We start from the raw sequence: 19348 nt of genomic DNA, 5'->3' as shown, positions 1-19348 counted from the left end.
CAACTTTCAAGGCACAAATGTATAAATCTACCATGCAAGACACGCATGGCTTCTGAAGTCCCTTAGGAAGCTAATAAAAATGCCNGTCGTTTTTGGCAATTCTCTTACGGGATCACTAAAAATGTTCGTGGTCAGAACGGAGTTTCTGCCACTTTTTTAACCAGGAAGTCGCGGAAGACGGCGATGCGCTTGGAATGGCGCAATTCTTCGGCATAGACGAAGTAGGCGTCGACCTTCGGCCCGTCGACATCAGGCAGGATCCGCGTCACGTCCTTGGAGAAGCTGTCGACCAGGAAGTCGGGCAGAGCGCCGATGCCAAGCCCGCTCTCCACTGCGCGGTAGATGGCGTAGACGCTGTTGACCTGCAGGATCGGTTTCCGGTTGGGCGACGGATCGCCCATTTCCATGATCCAGTTGACGTTGGGGATCGGCGCCCGGACGTCGGGCGGGTAGGTGATCAGGTCGTGGTTGTCCAGCTCCGCCAGCGTCTTGGGCGAGCCCTTCTTCTTCAGGTAGCTCTGGCTGGCATAGAGGTGGAAGCGGATCGACATCAGGTGCCGCTGGATCAGGTCCGGCTGGCGCGGCGTGTTCATGCGAATGGCGATGTCCGCCTCGCGCATCGCCAGATCCAGCTCGTCGTCGTCGATCAGCAGCGTCAGCTGGATGTCGGGGTAGATCGACATGAATTCGTTGATGCGCGGCGTCAGCCAGGTCGATCCGAAGGCGACGGTCGTCGTCACCCGCAGCGGACCCTTGGGATGCTCCCGGCTTTCGGTCAGCATCGCCTCGGTCATCGACAGTTTGGCGAAGACGTCGCGGGCGGTGCGGTGAAGCAGTTCGCCCTGTTCGGTCAGGATCAGCCCACGGGCGTGGCGGTGAAACAGTGGAACGCCCAGGCTTTCCTCAAGCGCGCTGATCTGGCGGCTGACCGCCGACTGGCTGAGGTTCAACGTCTCACCGGCGTGCGTGAAGCTGCCGGCTTCGGCCACCGCGTGGAAGACCCGAAGCTTGTCCCAATCCATCATGCTGTCCCGCCCCGATGCGCAACCGCCCGGAGCCTCCCGTTTATCTTGAGGACGGCGCATGGCCGCCATGCATGTTTATAGCGGGAACGCGCCCGGAACGCACGCGCTAGTAAAAGCGATTCGCACGAAAATTAATCATGATCACCGGAGTTATTCTCATCCGAAGTCACAGCGATCCGGGCATATCCGTATAATGGATAGGGATGTTTACGATGCTCGGAAACGGGGCGGTGGCCGTTCGCCCCTGTTTTGCTAATCCGCGGCGTCGGTCAGGGCGGCGGCCTTGACCGTCGCGCTGCGGGCATCGCCCGTCGGCTTGTCCGGACCGCGGCGGCCGATATGTCCGCTGATCTCGTCGCCGGCATCGGCGGACAGGCGCCAGAAAGGCAGGCTGGAGGCGCAGGCCATCAGCCCCACCGTCAGGAAGGCGGGAGCGAAGGAGGCCGGGGTCAGCGTGCCGCTCCACTGCACGGTCAGGTGAAGCGTGGTGGCGCCGACGGCGACGCCCAGGCTCATCGACAACTGCTGCATCACGCTGGCCAGCGTGTTGGCGCGGCTTGTCATCGGCTGCGGCACCTCGGCGTAGCTCAGCGTGTTCATGCCGGTGAATTGCAGCGACCGGAAGAAGCCGCCCAGCAGCAGCGCGCCGAGGATCACCAGATGCGGCGTGTCGGGGCGGAAGGCGCCGTAGCTGGCCAGGATCACGCCGCTGACGATGGAGTTCAGTGTCAGCACCGGGCGGAAGCCGAAGCGGCGCAGGATCGGGCCGGCCAGCGCCTTCATGGTCAGGGCGCCCGCCGCTCCGGCGAAGGTGAGGGCGCCCGACTCGAAGGCGGTCAGGCCGAAGCCGATCTGCAGCATCACCGGCATCAAGAAGGGCACCGCGCCGATGCCGATGCGGAACAGGGTGCCGCCCAGCACCGACGCCCGATAGGTTTGCAGCCGGAACAGCGACGGGTCCAGCACCGGCCGCGCCACCCGCCGGGCATGGCGCAGATAGGCCAGCGTCGCCAGAAGCGCCACCGCCAGCAGGATCGCCACAGCATAGGCCGGCAGCAGGTCGCGTCCGACATTCTCGAAGCCGAACATGAAGGCAGCCAGCGCGATGGAACTCCACAGGAAGCCGAGGGCGTCGAAGGGGTCGCGCTGCTCATCTTTCAGGTTGGGGATCAGCGCCAGAACCAGCGCGATGCCCACCAGCCCGATCGGCACGTTGATGAAGAAGATCCAGCGCCAGGAGGCGTAGGTGGTGATCGCCCCGCCGACCAGCGGCCCCAGCGCCGGCCCGATCAGTGCCGGCAGGGTCATCCGCGCCATCGCCGTCACCAGCTGGTCCTTGGGCACGGTGCGCAGCAGGATCAGCCGGCCGACCGGCACCATCATCGCCCCGCCCATGCCCTGTAGGATGCGGGCGGCCACCAGCTCCACCAGCCCGTTCGACAGGCCGCAGGCGATGGACCCTGCCATGAAGACGCCGATGGCGCTGGCGAAGACGGTGCGGGCGCCGTAACGGTCGGCTGCCCAGCCGCTGACCGGCAGGAACACCGCCAGCGCCAGCATGTAGGAGGTCATCGCCAGACTGAGCCGCAGCGGATCCTCGCCCATCGACTGCGCGATCCCCGGCAGGGCGGTGGCGATCACCGTCGAGTCGAGATTCTCCATGAACAGGGCGCAGGCGATGATCAGCGGGGTGACGCGCGACATGACGGACCGTCAGGCAGAGAGCGGAACCCTACGAATGTGAGGCGTCCCGCCGCATTGACCATCGCCCATGCGAAAGCCCTGCCATGCGTAAGCGCGGTCGGAGCCGATCACTCGGCCGCGGAAACAAAGTCCACCGCCGCCTGCGTGTGCAGCCGCGTGGTGTCGAACACCGGGAAGCCCGGCAGGTCGGGCTGGTCGATCAGCAGAAAGATCTCGGTGCAGCCCAGGATCACGCCCCCGGCGCCGCGGCGGCGCAGATCCTCGACGATGCGCAGGTACTCGGCCTTGGAGTCGGGGCGCAGGTCGCGCCGGACCAGCTCGTCGAAGATGATGCGGTCGACAAGGGCCTGGTCGGCCTCGTCGGGCACCAGAAGCTCGACGCCGAAACGGTCGCGGAACCGCTCCGCCAGCAGGTCGGACCGCATGGTCGCTGCGGTGCCGAGCAGGCCGACCCGCCGCAGCCCGGCCTTCGCGATCGCCTCGCCCGTCGGGTCGGCGATGTGGATGAAGGGGATGCTGCGGCCGGCCATGATCGGCTCGACCACCCGGTGCATGGTGTTGGACACGCAGATGACCAAGTCGGCGCCGGCCCGCTCCAGCGCATCGACCTTGCCGGAGAGGTAGCGTTCGGCGCCGTTCCAGTCGCCGGTGCGGACGAAATGCTCGATGTTGCCGAAATTCACGCTGACGATGACGATCTCGCCGTTGTCCCAGCCGCCCAGCCGGGCATTCAGCCCGTCGTTGAGAAGACGGTAATATTCACCGGTGGCCTGATTGCTCATACCGCCGAGCACGCCGATGGTCTTCTGTGGCAGGGGGCGGACGGTTGGACGGATCGTCATCGCGGTAAGGCTCCTCATTGGCTCGTCCTGAACAGGCCGCCAGCCTTACCACGTCACCGCCCGGTGAACACCGGCTTCCGCTTTTCCAGGAAAGCCCTGTAGCCTTCTCGGAAATCCCCGGTGCCGAAGCAGCGGTAGCATTCGGCGATCTCCGCCTCGGTCAGCGGCGCCGGATCGGAGAGGCGGCGGACATAGCGCTTGTGCAGGGTCGCGGCCAGCGGCGCGCCGGCGGCGATGCGCTGGATTGTGGCGGCGATCTCCGCCTCGAAGCCTTCATCCGCAGCGATGCGGTGGACGAGGTTCTTGTCCTTGGCCTCCGCCGCACCGAAGACGCGGCCCTCCAGCAGGATTTCCAGCGCCGCCGGACCGCCGGCGACGTCGGCCACCAGCTTCAGCTCCGTCGGCCCCATGGAGATGCCGAGCCGGCTGACCGGCACGCCGAAGCGGCTGCTCTCAGAACAGACCCGGAGGTCGCACGCCAGCGCCACCGCAAGGCCGATGCCGCAGCAGGGGCCGTCGATGGCGGCCAGAACCGGATGGCGCAAGGCACGCAGGCCATCCAGCCCCTCGTCCATCAGGTCGCCGTAGCTGGCGCCCTGTTCCGGGCTGTTGCGCTCGCTCTCGAACTCCGAGATGTCGGCGCCGGGGGAGAAGGTGCGGGCGCCGTTGGTGCCGGGACCGCCGCGCATGACGACGACGCGGACACCCTCGTCGGCTTCCAGCGCGCTCAGGTGCCCGATCAGGGCGTGCCACATCGGCTTGTCGAAGGCGTTCAGCTTGTCCGGGTTGGACAGGGTCAGGGTCGCGACGACTCCATCGCGGGTCAGGGTGATGGTGCCGGCCATGCCGCAGTCTCCATCCGTTGCCGTATGGCCGCGTACCATAGCGCCCTGCTGCCGGGACGCAAGCTGCCCGGTGCCGCGGAGCGGAACGGGTGGGCCGCAAGGGTGGAAGGGGAGGTCGCGAAAAAAGTGAGGGGAGGGTGAATTTTCCTCTTGCGGCGGAGGCCGTGTTTCCGTAGAAAGCGGCTCCCGGACGACGGGAGCGCGGGCGTAGCTCAGGGGTAGAGCACAACCTTGCCAAGGTTGGGGTCGAGGGTTCGAATCCCTTCGCCCGCTCCAGTTCTCCGGTGAAAGCGAAGATCAAAGGGCCGGGCGGCAACGCACCGGCCCTTCGCTTTTCCGGCTTCCGCGGCCCGGCAACGGGCTTTTGAAATCGCTGGGTATCCCGTATCGACACTGGCCGTCCGGCGCGCTAGATCCATACACATGACCGACACTTCCCTCGCCGCCCGCGGCGTTGCGCTCGACTTGCTGCGCGACGTGCTGCGCAAGTCCGTCCCCTTCGACGACGCGTTCGACGCGCATCCCGAACTGGCGGCGTTGCAGCCGCGCGACCGCGGCTTCGTCCGCCTGCTGGTCGCCACCGTCCTGCGCCGGCTGGGCCAGATCGACGAGATGATCCAGGCCAGCCTCGCCAAGCCGGGCCTGCCCAAGGCGGCCATCCACGACATGCTGCGGCTGGGCACGGCGCAGCTGGTGTTCCTGAACACCCCCGCCCACGCCGCTGTCGACACCGCGGTGGAGCTGGCGGCAGCGCGCAACGCCGCTCCCTACAAGGGGCTGATCAACGCCGTGCTGCGCCGCATCGGGCGCGAGGGGGCGGAGATGGCGGCGCGGCAGGATGCCGGGCGGCTGAACACGCCGGACTGGCTGTGGCTGTCCTGGCGCTCCGCCTACGGCACCGCCCGCACCCGCGGCATCGTCGAGGCGCACCTGCACGAGGCGCCGCTCGACATCACGGTGAAGTCCGACCCCGCCGGCTGGGCGGAGCGGTTGGGTGCCACCCTGCTGCCGACCGGATCGCTGCGCCGTCCGACCGGCGGGTCGGTGACCGAGCTTCCGGGCTTCGAGGACGGGGAATGGTGGATCCAGGATCTCGCCGCCTCGCTGCCGGCCAAGCTGTTCGGCGATCTGGCGGGCAAGCGGGTGTTCGACCTGTGTGCCGCCCCCGGCGGCAAGACGGCGCAGCTGGTGGTGCGGGGCGCGCAGGTCACCGCCATCGACCGCTCGGCCCGCCGGCTGGAACGGGTGACGGAGAACTTGAAGCGCCTGCGCCTTGAGGCCGATGTGCTGGCCGCCGACGCCACCACCTGGGAGCCGGAGGAGCCGGCTGACGCCGTGCTGCTCGACGCGCCCTGCTCGGCTACGGGTGCGATCCGGCGCCATCCCGACATCCTGCGGGTCAAGACGCCCGACGACATCGCCAAGCTGGCCCGTGCCCAGTCGCGGCTGCTCGCCCGCTCGGTCGAGCTGGTGAAGCCCGGCGGCACGCTGATCTACTGCACCTGCTCCATACAGCCGGAAGAGGGGGAGGTGCAGGTCGCCCGCCTGCTGGAACAGGACAAGCGGGTGGAGCGTTGGCCTGTGACCGCCGATGAACTCGGCGGCCTGTCGGAGCCGATCAACGAGGCGGGGGAGGTCCGCAGCCTGCCGGGCATGCTGGCCGATCTCGGCGGGATCGACGGCTTCTTCGTGGCACGCCTGCGCCGGCGCCAGGGGTGAAGCCTTTTGCGGTCCGCACCGCGGGATAAATCCCAGCCCTGTCTTGCGGTGCGGGCGGCGAATTGATACGACACGAGCCATGCTTCCGTCCGCGTTCTCCCGCACCGCATCATCACCCTCCGCCGGCTGCCGACGCCGCTTGCGGTCCTGAAGGAGTCGGCGCAGATGGGCGACGGGAACGGACGGTTTCGCAGCGGCATGGCGCGCCTTGCCTATGGGAACCCCCTCTACGGCCTGATGCTGGGCGGCAAGGCGCCGGGCGCGCTGGCGGTGATCCCGCCCGATCCCTGGCCGGGCGATACCGACAACGGCAACGCCATGCTGGCCGGCCGGATGAGCTTTGCCGGCCAGCCGGTCATGGTCGACCCCAACGGCGTGCCCAACTGGCGGCCCCAGGGCGTCAGCCCCGGCTGGCTGCGCGCCGCCCACGGTTTCGAATGGCTGCGCGACCTGCGCGCGGTCGGCGGCGACACCGCGCGGCGCCGGGCGCGGGTGCTGGTATGGTCCTGGCTGGACCAGAATGGTGGCTGGCATTCGCAGAGCTGGGCGCCCGACGTGCTGGGCATGCGGCTGTCCAGTTGGATCGGTCTGCATGATTTCTACTGCGCGTCCGCCGACGATGAGTTCCGCGCCCGGGTGTTCGAGAGCATGGCCCGCCAGCTTCGCCACCTGCTGCGGGTGGCGCCGGCCAAGCTGGACGGCGAGCGGCTGATCGGCGCGATCAAGGGCCTGCTCTACGGCGGCTATTGCCTGCCCGACCAGGACAAGGCGGCGCGGGAAGCGTTGCGCCTGCTCGACAAGGAACTGCCGCGCCAGATCCTGCCCGACGGCGGCCATGTGGAGCGCAACCCGTCGATCCAGATGCGGGTGCTGCGCGACCTGATCGATATGCGCGCCGTCCTGCGCGTCGCGAAGGAGGAGGTGCCGGAAACCCTCCAGCATGCCATCGACCGCATGACGCCGGCCCTGCGCTTCTTCCGCCATGTGGATGGCAGCCTCGCCCTGTTCAACGGTGGGCGGGAGGAGGAGCCGGCGCTGATCGACACGGTGCTGGCCCAAGCCGATGCCCGCGGTCGTCCGTTGAAAAGCGCGCCGCACACCGGCTTCGAGCGTCTGCTCGCCGGGCGCACGCTGGTGCTGCTCGACACCGGCGCGCCGCCGCCGGCCGGGCTGGACCGCACCGCCCATGCCGGCACCCTGTCGATGGAGGTTTCCGTCAACAAGGAGCGGCTGATCGTCAATTGCGGCAGCCACCCGTCCCAGCGCGGCCCCTGGCGCGCGGCGCTGGCCGGCACCTCCGCCCACTCGACCATGGCGGTCGCCGACACCAATTCGTCGGAGGTGCTGGAGAAGGGCGGGCTCGGTCGCCGGCCGACGCATGTCAGCTGCGAACGCCAGGAATCGGACGGGGCCATGCTGGTGGTGGCCACCCACAACGGCTACAGCAAGGGCTTCGGCCTGCTGCACCGCCGCCGTGTCTATCTGGCCGACAATGGCGAGGATCTGCGCGGCGAGGACACGCTGGAACCGGTGATCGGCGCCACCCCGCAGCCGCAGCCCTACGCCATCCGCTTCCACCTGCACCCCAATGTCCAGGTCGTTCCGGTTCAGGCACAGGGCAATGGCGGCAACGATCAGGTGCTGCTGCGCCTTCCCAGCGGCAATGCCTGGCGCATGCGGGTGACCGGCGCCGTGCTGGAGGTGGCGGAGAGCGTCTATCTCGGCAGCGGGGAGGAGCCCCGCCGCACCCGGCAGATCATGATGCAGGGACAATGCGGACCCGAAGGGTTGACGGTGAAATGGGCCTTGCGCCGCGAGCGCAAGGCGGCGTAAATCGCGCCCATCCGCGGTGGCCGGGCTTATTCCCTTCGGGAGAGGCGTGGAAACACGGATGAACACGGGATTTTGGGGCACGGACGACCACGGGACTCTTCACGCCGTGCTTATCCATGTCCGTCCGGGCCGGCATCGGCCGGGCGGACGCGGATAAGCGCAGCTGAGCGACATTTCCGTGGTCGCCCGTGCTTTTCTTCTTCCGTGCTTGTCCGGGTCTCCCCGGTTGCCTGCGGCCTTATGCAATTCCCGCAGCGATCAGGATGACGCCATGAGCCCGCCAAAAGCCAACCATGCCCCCGCTCCCGACAAGGTCCGCATCGCCCGCGCCCTGATTTCCGTGTCCGACAAGGCCGGTCTGGTGGAGCTGGGCAAGGCGCTCGCCGCCCGCGGCGTCGAGATCCTGTCGACCGGCGGTTCGGCCCAGCGTCTGGCCGAGGCCGGCGTGCCGGTCAAGGAGGTCTCCGACCACACCGGCTTCCCGGAAATCATGGACGGTCGCGTCAAGACCCTGCACCCGCGCGTCCATGGCGGCATCCTGGCCCGCCGCGACATCCACGCCGACGCGATGGCGCAGCACGACATCCCCGGCATCGATCTGGTGGTGGTCAACCTCTACCCGTTCGAGGCGACGGTCGCCAAGGGTGCGGCTTACGACGACTGTGTCGAGAACATCGACATCGGCGGGCCGGCGATGATCCGCGCCGCCGCCAAGAACCACGATTTCGTCGCCATCGTCACCGAGCCGTCCGACTACGAGGCGGTGATGGACGAGCTGGCGACCCATGACGGTTGCGTCACGCTGGCCCTGCGCCGCAAGCTGGCCCAGCGCGCCTATGCCCGCACCGCCGCCTACGATGCCGCCATTTCCACCTGGCTGGCCGGCCAGCTGGGCGAGACCTTCCCGCCGCGCACCACCCTGTCGGGCTCGCTGGCGCAGACCCTGCGCTATGGCGAGAACCCGCACCAGCAGGCGGCCTTCTACGTCACCGGTGAGAAGCGTCCGGGTGTTTCTACCGCCGTGCAGCTGCAGGGCAAGGAGCTGTCCTACAACAACCTGAACGACACCGACGCCGCTTTCGAGCTGGTGGCGGAGTTCGAGCAGCCGGCCGTCGCCATCATCAAGCACGCCAACCCCTGCGGCGTGGCGCAAGGGTCGAACCTGCTGGAGGCCTACAAGTCGGCCCTGCTGTGCGATCCGGTCAGCGCCTTCGGCGGCATCATCGCCGTCAACCGCAGCCTGGACGCCGAGACGGCCGAGGAGATCTCCAAGCTGTTCGCCGAGGTGGTGATCGCCCCCGACGCCGACGAGGCCGCCCGCGCGCTGCTGGCGACCAAGAAGAACCTGCGCGTGCTGCTGACCAAGGACGTGCCGAACCCGGCCGAGCCCGGCATGATGATCAAGCAGCTGTCCGGCGGCTTCCTGCTGCAGAACCGCGACAGCGGCCGCATCGATCCGGCCGAGCTGAAGGTCGTCACCAAGCGCGCGCCGACCGAACAGGAACTGGCCGACCTGCTGTTCGCCTTCCGCGTCGCCAAGCACGTCAAGTCGAACGCCATCGTCTATGCCAAGAACGGCGCCACTGTGGGCGTCGGCGCCGGCCAGATGAGCCGTGTCGATTCGGCCCGTATCGCCGCCATCAAGTCGGGTGAAGCCGCCAAGGCCGCCGGCCTGTCGGAGCCGCTGACCAAGGGCTCGGTGGTTGCGTCGGATGCCTTCTTCCCCTTCGCCGACGGCCTGCTGGCCGCGGCGGAGGCGGGGGTGACGGCGGTGATCCAGCCGGGCGGTTCGATCCGCGACAACGACGTGATCGCCGCCGCGGACGAGAAGGGGCTGGCGATGGTGATGACCGGAATGCGGCACTTCCGGCATTGATGATGTGAAACGAGCCCTCTCCCTTCAGGGGGGAGGGCTCTTTCTCACGCCTCCGCCAGCAGGTCGTCGGAATCCTCGACCCGCTTCAGCATCGACTGCCGCAGTTTCAGCAGTGCCCGGTGCTCCAACTGACGCACGCGTTCCTTGCTGACGCCCAGCTCGCGGCCGAGTTCCTCCAGCGTGGCGCCTTCCTCGCGCAGGCGGCGTTCGCGGATGATTGTGCGTTCGCGTGGGCTCAGTTCGCCCAGCGCCTCCGCCAGCCATTGCGACCGCGTGCTGGCGTCGCGCATGCCGATCACCACGTCCTCGGGCGAGGGGCGCTGGTCGGCCAGGAAATCCTGCCAGTCGTCGTCGGAGCCGTCGGCCACCGGCGTGTTCAGTGACTGGTCGGAACCGGACAGGCGCATCTCCATCGCCTCGACCTCGGACACCTCGACCTTCAGTTCGCCGGCGATCCACTCGCGGCCTTCCCTGGTCAGGGGGGCGCCGCTGCCGTTCTGGGTGGCGCTGTCGATCTTGGCGCGCAGACGGCGCAGGTTGAAGAACAGGGATTTCTGCGCGGCGGTGGTGCCGGTCCGCACGATCGACCAGTTGCGCAGGATGTAGTCCTGCATGGCCGAGCGGATCCACCAGGCGGCGTAGGTGGAGAAACGCACCTCGCGGTCGGGTTCGAAGCGGCTGGCCGCCTGCATCAGGCCGACATTGCCCTCCTGGACGAGATCGCCCATCGGCAAGCCGTAGTTGCGGAAACGCGATGCGGTGGCCACCACCAGACGGGTGTATGCCCGGACCAGCTGATGCAGGGCGCGCTCGTCGTTGCCCTCGCGCCATTTTCGGGCGAGGTCGAATTCGTGGTCGCGCGACAGCAACGGCTCGCGCATGGATGCCTTGATGAAGCTCAGATTTGCACGCTGAGTCTCCGGATCGTCGATGTATGCCATCCGTCCCTTCCTTCCCGTCTGGGCGGCATCGTGTTCCTTCGCATATCCCCGTACTATCGGGTCTTCGCCGCTTTGCCGCCTGCCGTCGGTCGATGCCGTCGGGTTAAGACAACAAGCATGAGCGCGCCCTGTTGCGGAATCATACGCAGGTGTAGGGGGAGCGGATCACCGGAGAGACAAAGGAATTTTTCCGGCGACCCGTTCATGGGTGGCCGGCGAGGGGCGGAGAGCGGAAACTCTTCACTGTTATTGCGCGAAGTTACAGTCAGACGGAGCGGTCCGGCAGAACCTGAGGTTGGGTCAGGCCTGGAAAAGGTCCAGCATCTCGCCGAAAGAATCAAGGCAGGCGCAGACGAGGTAGCCACCGCGGCCGCAGCCGCCGTCGAGCGTCACCGTCGCCGGTCCGACACCGACGCCGGGGCTTTCCGGCATCCAGTTGGGGTCGTAGCCGCGCACCAGACGGCTGAAACCGCCATAGGGCTGCTCCAGCCGGGCGAAACCGGCGCTGCCCCACCAGAAGGCGTCGCCCTGGCCGGTCAACGGGCGGCGGGGATCGATGCCGGAATTGACCAACAGCAGGCTTCCGCCGCTGCGGCTGCTGCCGGTCCAGCCCTCGCCGTCCCCAGCGTCCTCCGGAAGCCCGTCGGAGGAGCCGTCATCCGCGGCCCCGCCCTGCGATGCCGGGCCGCCGGTGTAGGCGGCGCGGCGCAGCGCGTTGAACAGCTGCTCATGACCGGGCCTCGCGGCCATCGCCTGCCGGAGTTCGCGCGTCCAGCGGCCCAGCATCACCGCCCCGCCGCGTGCCGCCGCCTTGCCGGCATCGAGATGACCGCCATAGGCCGCCAGGGTCGGTGCAACGCCCTGGCGCAGCATCCAGTCCAGCACGGTGCGCGGGTCGGGAGCGAAATGGAGTTGCAGCAACTTCTGCCACATCTCCTCCTGCTGGCCGCGCAGGTAGACGATGTCGGACGCGATCATGCCCGGCATCGCCAGCAGGGCGATGCGGAAGGCCAGCAGCCGGTCGATGGTTTCCACCACCTGCTCGCCGAAGCCGATCATGTTGCCGAGATAGACCAGCCGGTCGCCGGGGCGGAAGCGCTGGCCGATGGCCTGATGGATCAGGTCCAGCCGGTCCGGCTGTGCGTGGATGGCGCCGATGGCCCAGACCCGGCGCGGCCGGCCGAGCGACGCGAAACGGCTGTCGTCCTCAAGGGCACCGACAAGGGTGCCGGCGCTGGGGCCGGCAGGTCGGTTGGTCCGGCGGTTGGGAAGACCAAGGCGCGGCGGCAGACCCAAACTCGATTCCCTTCGGCGTCGTTCGCGAAGTCGTTCCGACGCTGTCCGCCGGAAGGCGGCCGGAGTTTAGGCGTGTCATGCCGTGGAAACAAAGGCGAAAAACGAGACGGGCGCGCGGCGTGACGTAACAGCCGCGCGCCCGTTCGTGTCACGGACGTATATGAGGTGCCCGGAAACCGGGACCTGGAATCAGGCGGCCTTGGACAGCACCGATTCCAGACGCTCCGTCGCCTTGGTCTCGTCGATCTTCTCGACGGCGGCCAGCTCGCGGGCCAGACGCTCCAGGGCGGCCTGATAGATCTGGCGCTCGCTGTAGGACTGGTCGGACTGGTCGGCACCGCGGTACAGGTCGCGCACCACCTCGGCGATGGACACCGGATCGCCGGAGTTGATTTTGGCCTCATACTCCTGGGCGCGGCGGCTCCACATGGTGCGGCGGACGCGCGAACGGCCCTGCAGAGTCTCCAGCGCGACCTTGATCCGGTCCTTGGAGGACAGGCGGCGCAGGCCGGCGTTGCGGGCCTTGGTAACCGGAACCTTGAGCGTCATGCGCTCTTTCTCGAACGTGATCGCGTAGAGTTGAACCTCGAGTCCGGCAATGCTGTGGGTCTCGATCCCTTCGACCCGACCGACGCCATGAGCCGGATAAACGACGAAGTCACCGGCTTCGAAGTCAAGCTTGTTCGACATGTGGATTGGCTCTCACTTCTCGCGATCACGCCATTTTGCCGCCCCGGTGGAAGGGACGAAAAAGGACCCCGGACGATTATGGCGCCGTGGGGATGGGACCCATCCACGACGATCACAAAAGCCACAGGTCCTGGAACGATGGGAAAACCGGCAATGGCGCGAAGGCCGGCTCCGGGCGCGCATTATAGCGATGTTACGCCCGAGTTACAAAGGGAACGCGCAATCCATCGGGCGGAATCGTCCATCGCCCGGCCATGGCCGCCCCGTCGATTTTGCATAGCAACATCGATGGGTGCAATCGGTTGATGTGGCCCGACTCGAAAAATCCTACTCGGATCGGGGGCCGGGCCGCATCGTAACTCTGTCTCAGCCCGCCTTCGGGGAGAAATACTTCTCGAACTTGCCGTCCACACCCTTGAACTCGTCGGCGTCGGCCGGCGCGTCCTTCTTGCGGGTGATGTTCGGCCACTGGCCGGAATAGTCGCGGTTCATCTCCAGCCACTTGGTCGCGCGGTCGTCGGTGTCGGGGACGATCGCCTCGGCCGGGCATTCCGGCTCGCACACGCCGCAGTCGATGCACTCGTCCGGGTGGATGACCAGCATGTTCTCACCCTCGTAGAAGCAATCCACGGGGCAGACTTCGACGCAGTCGGTGTACTTGCACTTGATGCAGCCGTCGGTGACGACGTAGGGCATGATCTCTTCTCCGCTGTTCCGGCCCGCGGTGCCAGCCGCGCGTCCGTGGTCCCGCTATCGCCCATCGGGGCCGATAGGGGCTGTTTCCCAGGAATAGGGCACGCGCATGGCACAGGGCCGGATGGCCAACCCGCGCCTGCCTAGCACGCCGCAGACGAGCCGTTCAACCCTGCGCGTGATGTGGGCGACGCTGTCGCACCCTGCATTGCGCCATTCGCAGCGATGGCCGGGCCGGGGGCTTGCGAGAACGCCTCCATGAAGGCGCGCAGGCTGGCGGTTTCGATGGCGTCGGCACGCCGCACGAACTGGGTCGGCATGCGGGCCAGCGCGTCGGGCAGCGGCCGGGCCGCCAGCAGGTCGCGCCAGGGATTGCGCTCGACGACGGCGCGCGGGATGACCGTCACCCCCATGCCGGCGCCGACGCAGCCCAGGATGGCGTCCAGTGCCCCGAACTCCATGACCCGGAAGGGCACGCGCCCGGCCTCGCGCATCGCCATCTCCGCCCGGCCGCGATAGGCGCAGGCCCGGCCGAAGGCGATCAGGGTGCGGCGCGCGGACTCGGTGGTCAGCCCGGCGGCCGGCTCGGCCAGCACCAGCTCCTCGTCGAAGATGCGCCGGGCGATCAGGTCGGGGTGGGCGACCTCGCCGCCGACGAAGGCGCCGTCCAGCCGTCCGGCCAGCACGTCCGCCAGCAGAGTCTCGGTCGGGCCGGGGGTGATGGTCAGATCCACGTCGGGATGGTCGCGGTGGAAACGGGCCAGGACCGGCGGCAGGCGCACCGCGGCGGTCGATTCCATGCTGCCCACCGCCAGCCGGCCGCCGCGCCCGGCCGCTTCCGCCACCGCGTCGCGGGCCTGGGCGACCAGCCGCAGCACCCGGTCGGCATAACCGCTGAGCACCCGCCCGGCCGGCGTCGGCTCCATCCCGCGGCTGAGGCGGAGGAACAGGTCGACGCCCAAATCCTCCTCAAGCCGCTTGATCCGCGCGGTGACGTTGGACTGCACGCAGTTCAGCGCCTCCGCCGCCCGACTGACGCTTCCGGTGTCGGCGACCGCCTTCACCACCCGCAAACCGGCCAGATCCATCGCGAGGCCTCCTTCCACTTCCTGTGCATGGCACCCATCACTGAAAGTGGAGCTTATCATCAGAACAATTCATTGGAAATGAGGGCGGGGCCGCGGCCATGATGGAAGCCAAATCAATCGGCCCGCCGGACGGTTCGTTCTGTCGAACAGTTCCCGGTCAAAGGAGTCGGCCTAAAAAACGAGAGGGCGTGGATCATGGTGCGGGTGCTGGTTGGCGGCCTGATCGGGCTTGCCATCGCAATGGGTGTCGCGCGGTTCGCCTTCACCCCGATCCTGCCGGCGATGCAGGAGGCCACCGGGCTGCGGGCCGACGGGGTGGGGCTGCTCGCCTCTCTGAACTATCTGGGCTATTTCATCGGCGCGCTGGGCGCCGGGCTGGTGCCGCACGGTGCCACGCGGACGGCGATGTACCGGCTGTCGCTGCTGGTCAGCGTCGCCACCACTGCGGCGATGGGGCTGGAGCTGGGCGATGCCGGGCAGGCGATGCCGGTCTGGCTGGTCCTGCGCTTCCTGTCGGGGGTGTCGAGCGCCGGCATCTTCATCCTGGGCATCGCCATGGTGCTGGACACGCTGACGCGGCGGGGCGGCGAACGCTTCGCCGGCTGGCTCTACACCGGGGTGGGGCTGGGCATTGCATCGTCGGGGCTGTTCGTCGCGCTGTTCGGCGAGCGGCTGGGCTGGGCCGGCGACTGGCTGGCCCTGGGGACGATCTGCGCGGTGCTTGGGCTGATGCCCGGCCTTTGGGTGCGCGACCCGCCGCCGCAGCGGCATACCGCCACGGCCGGAACGGCGGGAGATGCCGGTAGGGCACGGCGGGGAGGACTGTCGGCGCCGCTCCTGCTGCTGACGCTCGCCTATTTCCTGGAAGGCGGCGGCTACATCGTGTCGGCCACCTTCCTGGTGTCGATCCTGAAGACCGATCCCGGCACCGCCGCGGTGGGCGAGGCCGCCTGGATGGTGGCCGGGCTGGGGGCGATGGGCGCCGGGGTGTTCTGGGCCGCGGTCGCCCGCCGGTCGAACAGCTGGTGGTCGCTGATCCTGGCGCACCTGACACAGGCCGTCGCCATCCTGCTGCCGATGACGGGATCGCCGACGGTGGCGGTCATTTCGGCGCTGCTGTTCGGCGGCACCTTCGTCGGCATCGTCTCCCAGGCTTTCGCGCTGGGACGGCAGCTGTCAGCCGGCGCCTCGGCCCGGGTGGTCGGGGCGCTGACCGCCGCCTATGGGCTGGGGCAGATCATCGGGCCGCTGCCGGCCGGGCTGGTGGTGACCCGCACCGGCAGCTTCAATGCCGTGCTGCTGGGGGCCGCTGCCGTGGTGGTGCTGGGCGCGCTGCTGCTGGCGCTGGGCATGGCGATCGCCGGACGGCAGTCGTCGGCTGGGTCGGCATTCGCCTCGCCCAAAGCGTCATGAGGGGAAAAGCTTCGTAAGTATTCGAAAGATCTGCCTGCGACAATCGGCGCAGGATTTGCTGCGACGCCGTTGTTCTCCCCGATCGTTTGCTTTGGCTACAGTCTGGTCCACAACAACCAGATCCGGGGGAGTCGATGAAACGCAAGCTGGTTCCAGACGTCGTGAAGTCGCAGGAACTGATCCTGGTGCCGGAGGATACCTCCGTCGCCACGGTGTCGAAGATGATGGCCGACAAGAACATCGGCGCGGTTCTGGTGGTGGACCACGGCGCCCTGATTGGCATCGTCACCGAGCGCGACCTGAACAACAAGGTGCTGTCCAAGGACCTCGACCCGTCGTCAGTGGAGGTCGGTGCGGTGATGACCCGCAACCCCGACAGCCTGCCGCCCGACGCCGACGCGGTCGACGCGCTGAAGCTGATGCATGACAAGCATTACCGCCACCTGCCCATCACCCAGGGCAAGCGCGCGGTCGGCATCGTGTCGATCCGCGACCTGTTCAAGGTCGCCTACGAGCATCTGATGGCCGAACGCGCCGAGGCGTGACGGGGGAAGGGGGCGTCGCGGACGGCGTCCCCTTCCTTTCGGTCAGTGCGCCGCGTTGTGCTTGCGCCGGGCCAGCAGGTTCAGCGCCTCCACCAGGGTGGAGAAGGCGATGGCGAAGTACAGGTAGCCCTTGGGGATGTGGAAGCCGAAGCCGTCCGCCACCAGCGCCACGCCCACCAGCAGCAGGAAGGACAGCGCCAGCATCTTCACCGTGACGTGACGGTTGACGAAATCGCCGACCGGGCCGGAAGCGAACAGCATCACCGCCATGGCGATGACGACGGCGGCGACCATCACCGGCAGATGATCGGACATGCCAACCGCGGTGATGACGCTGTCGAGCGAGAAGACGATGTCCAGGAACATGATCTGGATGACCACCGAGGTGAAGGTGGCGTGCTTGGGCGCCGATCCGCCCTCCTCATGGCCTTCGACGGTGTGATGGATTTCCAGCGTGCCCTTGGCCAGCAGGAACAGGCCGCCGAGGATCAGGATCACGTCACGGCCGGACACATCCCAGCCGGCGACGGTGAACAGCGGCTGGGTCAGCTGCGCCACCCAGGCGATGGAGGCCAGCAGCGCCAGGCGGGTCAGCAGCGCCAGCGCCAGGCCGACGCGCCGCGCGCTGTGCTGCCGTTCGGGCGGCAGCTTCGACGCCATGATCGAGATGAAGATGATGTTGTCGATGCCCAGCACGATCTCCAACGCGGTCAACGTCAGAAGGCTGGCCCAGACATTCGGGTCGGAGAGCAGGTCGAGCATGTAGGGGCGGGGCTCCGGCAGTCAGATGGCGGCAATCGGGTGGCGGTGGCCAGATGGGTGCAACCGAAAGGTTTCACGCCGGCACCGCGGGGCGCCAGCGTGACCGCGACCACATGAGGTCGGCTTCGGCCCGCTGCAAGGGGCCAGTTCCATTTTCCCGCCTGCCTGCTCTCCCGGCTTGCCGGTGTTTTGCGAGCGTCTTACCGCCCTTTTGCCGCCGATCCCGCGACCGTGCGTTTCATCTCCAGAAGGCTGCGGTCCGCTGTCCCGCCGCCGTGCCGGGGATGCGGCCGAAAGGGGCCGGGTCGGCGTGCTCCACCTCGTGCCGCTCGACGGTCCGTCGGGTGGCCGTGATGCTGTCGGTCCGCTCGCTCCAGGCGCGCCGGCGGACCGCCATCTGAAGCCGGCAATCCTGGGAGCAGTAGAAGGGGGCCGGGCCGCGGGCGGACGTGCGGACGAAGGGCCTGCCGCAGCAGGCGCAGTAAAGCGTGGTCATGGTCGTTTCCTCCGGAACGGGCGGCCGTTTTCCGGCCTTGCCCAGAGCCTTGCGGCTGATCGTCCAACGGATGACCGGCTTACGGCTCTGCGTGATGCTGTTGGATAAATTGTGTCGGCTGTCCCCAGGCATCGCCAGCGATCAAAAGACATAAGCCCGGATAACCTCAAGTATTCGGGGCCGAAATTGGGAAACATGACAGCAGCTTAGATACACAGGCGCGTCAATTCGCCGCGATGCTCTGACGCTCGTCCAGGCAGGGATTTTTCGACAGTCGCGTCTTCCAACGGAAGCCTGGCGGTGCCATTTATTCCTTTCGGCCAGCTGTGCGGAAAGACGAGACGCGATGACGCTGAGACGCCTCGCCACCTTCCTGAAAACCGAAAGCGCCAGCGGCGTGGTCCTGATGATTGCGGCGTTGCTTGCCCTGATCTGGGCGAACTCGCCGGCGGCCCCGCTCTACGATGCGATCCTGGCGATGAAGGTGGCGGTGACGGCCGGCGGCGTCGGGTTGGACAAGCCGCTGATCCTGTGGATCAACGACGGACTGATGGCGATCTTCTTCCTGCTGGTCGGGCTGGAGATCAAGCGCGAGGTGCTGGAGGGCGAACTGTCCAGCCCGGCCAAGGCGATGCTGCCCGGCATCGCGGCTTTGGGCGGCATGGCGGTGCCGGCGCTGGTCTATTGCCTGTTCGCCCAGGCCGAACCGGGTGCCCTGCAGGGCTGGGCGATCCCGGCAGCCACCGACATCGCCTTCGCGCTCGGCGTGCTGGCCCTGTTGGGCAACCGGGTCCCCAGCAGCCTGCGCGTCTTCCTGCTGGCGCTGGCGATCATGGACGATCTGGGCGCCATCATGATCATCGCCATCTTCTACAGCCACGGTCTGGTGCCGCTGGCACTGGGTCTGGCGGCGGCATCGGCGGTCGGTCTGTGGCTGCTGAACCGGGCGGGGGTGCGGTCGCTGACGCCCTATCTGGTGCTGGGACTGATCCTGTGGGTGTGCGTGCTGAAATCGGGCATCCACGCGACGCTGGCCGGTGTGGTGCTGGCCTTCGCCATTCCCCTGCGGGTCAACGACCGCGCCGGCAAGCGGGCGCCGGACGCGCCGCTTTATCGCCTGGAGCATGCGCTGCACCCGTGGGTGGCCTTCCTGATCATGCCGGTCTTCGCGCTCGCCAATGCCGGCGTGCCGCTCGACGGCATCACCCCTGCCAGCCTGCTGGAGCCGGTGCCGCTGGGCATCGCGCTCGGCCTGTTCCTGGGCAAGCAGGCGGGCGTCTTCCTGGCCGTGTGGGTCGCCGTGCGGACCGGCGTGGTCGAGCGGCCGGCACGCGCCAGCTGGGGCCAGATTTACGGCGTCGCCGTGCTGACCGGCATCGGCTTCACCATGAGCCTGTTCATCGGGACGCTGGCCTTCGCCGATCCGCATCATGCGGTGGCGGTGCGGCTGGGCGTGCTGACCGGCTCGCTCGCCTCGGCGCTGGCCGGCTATGCGCTGCTCCATGCCGCCGGCAGTGCGCGGGCGCGGGAGGTGGCCCGGGCAAGCTGAGATCCGCCGGACGGCTCTCCCATGGGATGGC

At 67.8% G+C, this 19348-nt stretch carries 17 protein-coding genes and 1 tRNA gene; 7 read left to right on the top strand and 11 right to left on the bottom strand.

Annotated elements, in window-relative coordinates; translation table 11 throughout:
- Positions 1-131 precede the first annotated feature (131 nt).
- From VH569_RS03620 to VH569_RS03605, 4 genes are all read right to left on the bottom strand, one after another.
- A complete protein-coding gene (locus tag VH569_RS03620) occupies positions 132-1022 on the bottom strand; it encodes a LysR family transcriptional regulator (RefSeq protein ID WP_098738890.1) in 891 nt (296 codons plus the stop codon).
- Between the two features lie 255 nt (positions 1023-1277).
- On the bottom strand, positions 1278-2729 hold the full coding sequence (locus VH569_RS03615) for a DHA2 family efflux MFS transporter permease subunit (protein WP_423314094.1): 1452 nt from the start codon (positions 2727-2729) through the stop codon (positions 1278-1280).
- A gap of 107 nt (positions 2730-2836) precedes the next feature.
- The gene (locus VH569_RS03610) at positions 2837-3571 is read right to left on the bottom strand and encodes an aspartate/glutamate racemase family protein (RefSeq protein ID WP_423314092.1); all 735 of its coding nucleotides are present in this window, start codon (positions 3569-3571) and stop codon (positions 2837-2839) included.
- A gap of 53 nt (positions 3572-3624) precedes the next feature.
- Complete coding sequence (locus tag VH569_RS03605) at positions 3625-4416, bottom strand: enoyl-CoA hydratase/isomerase family protein (RefSeq protein WP_423314090.1); 792 nt, start codon at positions 4414-4416, stop codon at positions 3625-3627.
- 201 nt (positions 4417-4617) lie between these two features.
- Between VH569_RS03605 and VH569_RS03600 the strand changes: the two genes are divergently transcribed.
- From VH569_RS03600 to purH, 4 genes are all read left to right on the top strand, one after another.
- Positions 4618-4692: transfer RNA gene (locus VH569_RS03600), tRNA-Gly, on the top strand.
- Positions 4693-4839: 147 nt separating this feature from the next.
- Positions 4840-6135, top strand: a complete 1296-nt coding sequence (locus VH569_RS03595) for an RsmB/NOP family class I SAM-dependent RNA methyltransferase (protein ID WP_391348437.1) — start codon at positions 4840-4842, stop codon at positions 6133-6135.
- Between the two features lie 165 nt (positions 6136-6300).
- On the top strand, positions 6301-7968 hold the full coding sequence (locus tag VH569_RS03590) for a heparinase II/III family protein (RefSeq protein ID WP_423314087.1): 1668 nt from the start codon (positions 6301-6303) through the stop codon (positions 7966-7968).
- 271 nt (positions 7969-8239) lie between these two features.
- Complete coding sequence (gene purH, locus VH569_RS03585) at positions 8240-9844, top strand: bifunctional phosphoribosylaminoimidazolecarboxamide formyltransferase/IMP cyclohydrolase (RefSeq protein ID WP_423314085.1); 1605 nt, start codon at positions 8240-8242, stop codon at positions 9842-9844.
- Between the two features lie 44 nt (positions 9845-9888).
- Here the strand turns inward: purH and VH569_RS03580 are convergent, their stop codons facing one another.
- The 5 genes from VH569_RS03580 to VH569_RS03560 form a co-directional block, all read right to left on the bottom strand.
- A complete protein-coding gene (locus tag VH569_RS03580) occupies positions 9889-10785 on the bottom strand; it encodes an RNA polymerase factor sigma-32 (RefSeq protein ID WP_109048123.1) in 897 nt (298 codons plus the stop codon).
- Positions 10786-11085: 300 nt separating this feature from the next.
- Complete coding sequence (locus VH569_RS03575; RefSeq protein ID WP_423314082.1) at positions 11086-12081, bottom strand: hypothetical protein; 996 nt, start codon at positions 12079-12081, stop codon at positions 11086-11088.
- 189 nt (positions 12082-12270) lie between these two features.
- Positions 12271-12771 (bottom strand): CarD family transcriptional regulator, encoded by a 501-nt coding sequence (locus VH569_RS03570; protein WP_014248912.1) that lies wholly within the window; start codon positions 12769-12771, stop codon positions 12271-12273.
- Positions 12772-13137: 366 nt separating this feature from the next.
- On the bottom strand, positions 13138-13467 hold the full coding sequence (fdxA, locus tag VH569_RS03565; protein ID WP_098738899.1) for a ferredoxin FdxA: 330 nt from the start codon (positions 13465-13467) through the stop codon (positions 13138-13140).
- Positions 13468-13607: 140 nt separating this feature from the next.
- Positions 13608-14552, bottom strand: coding sequence for a LysR substrate-binding domain-containing protein (locus tag VH569_RS03560; protein WP_423314079.1), 945 nt, complete (start codon positions 14550-14552; stop codon positions 13608-13610).
- 195 nt (positions 14553-14747) lie between these two features.
- Between VH569_RS03560 and VH569_RS03555 the strand changes: the two genes are divergently transcribed.
- Both VH569_RS03555 and VH569_RS03550 read left to right on the top strand, forming a co-directional pair.
- Complete coding sequence (locus VH569_RS03555; RefSeq protein ID WP_423314078.1) at positions 14748-15965, top strand: YbfB/YjiJ family MFS transporter; 1218 nt, start codon at positions 14748-14750, stop codon at positions 15963-15965.
- 134 nt (positions 15966-16099) lie between these two features.
- Complete coding sequence (locus VH569_RS03550; RefSeq protein ID WP_109048118.1) at positions 16100-16510, top strand: cyclic nucleotide-binding/CBS domain-containing protein; 411 nt, start codon at positions 16100-16102, stop codon at positions 16508-16510.
- Positions 16511-16552: 42 nt separating this feature from the next.
- On the opposite strand, the gene VH569_RS03545 is transcribed toward VH569_RS03550, so the two are convergent.
- Positions 16553-17272: a TerC family protein gene (locus VH569_RS03545; RefSeq protein WP_423314075.1), complete on the bottom strand. Its 720-nt coding sequence runs from the start codon at positions 17270-17272 to the stop codon at positions 16553-16555.
- Positions 17273-17510: 238 nt separating this feature from the next.
- On the bottom strand, positions 17511-17768 hold the full coding sequence (locus VH569_RS03540; protein ID WP_109048116.1) for a hypothetical protein: 258 nt from the start codon (positions 17766-17768) through the stop codon (positions 17511-17513).
- A 346-nt stretch (positions 17769-18114) separates the two neighbouring features.
- On the opposite strand from VH569_RS03540, the gene nhaA reads away from it, so the two are divergent.
- On the top strand, positions 18115-19317 hold the full coding sequence (gene nhaA, locus VH569_RS03535) for a Na+/H+ antiporter NhaA (RefSeq protein ID WP_423314073.1): 1203 nt from the start codon (positions 18115-18117) through the stop codon (positions 19315-19317).
- The last annotated feature ends 31 nt before the right edge of the window (positions 19318-19348 follow it).

Origin of the sequence: Azospirillum sp. 11R-A, from assembly GCF_049472615.1 — a bacterium.
GTDB lineage: Bacteria > Pseudomonadota > Alphaproteobacteria > Azospirillales > Azospirillaceae > Azospirillum > Azospirillum palustre.
This window is presented reverse-complemented; position numbering and strand designations above follow the sequence as displayed.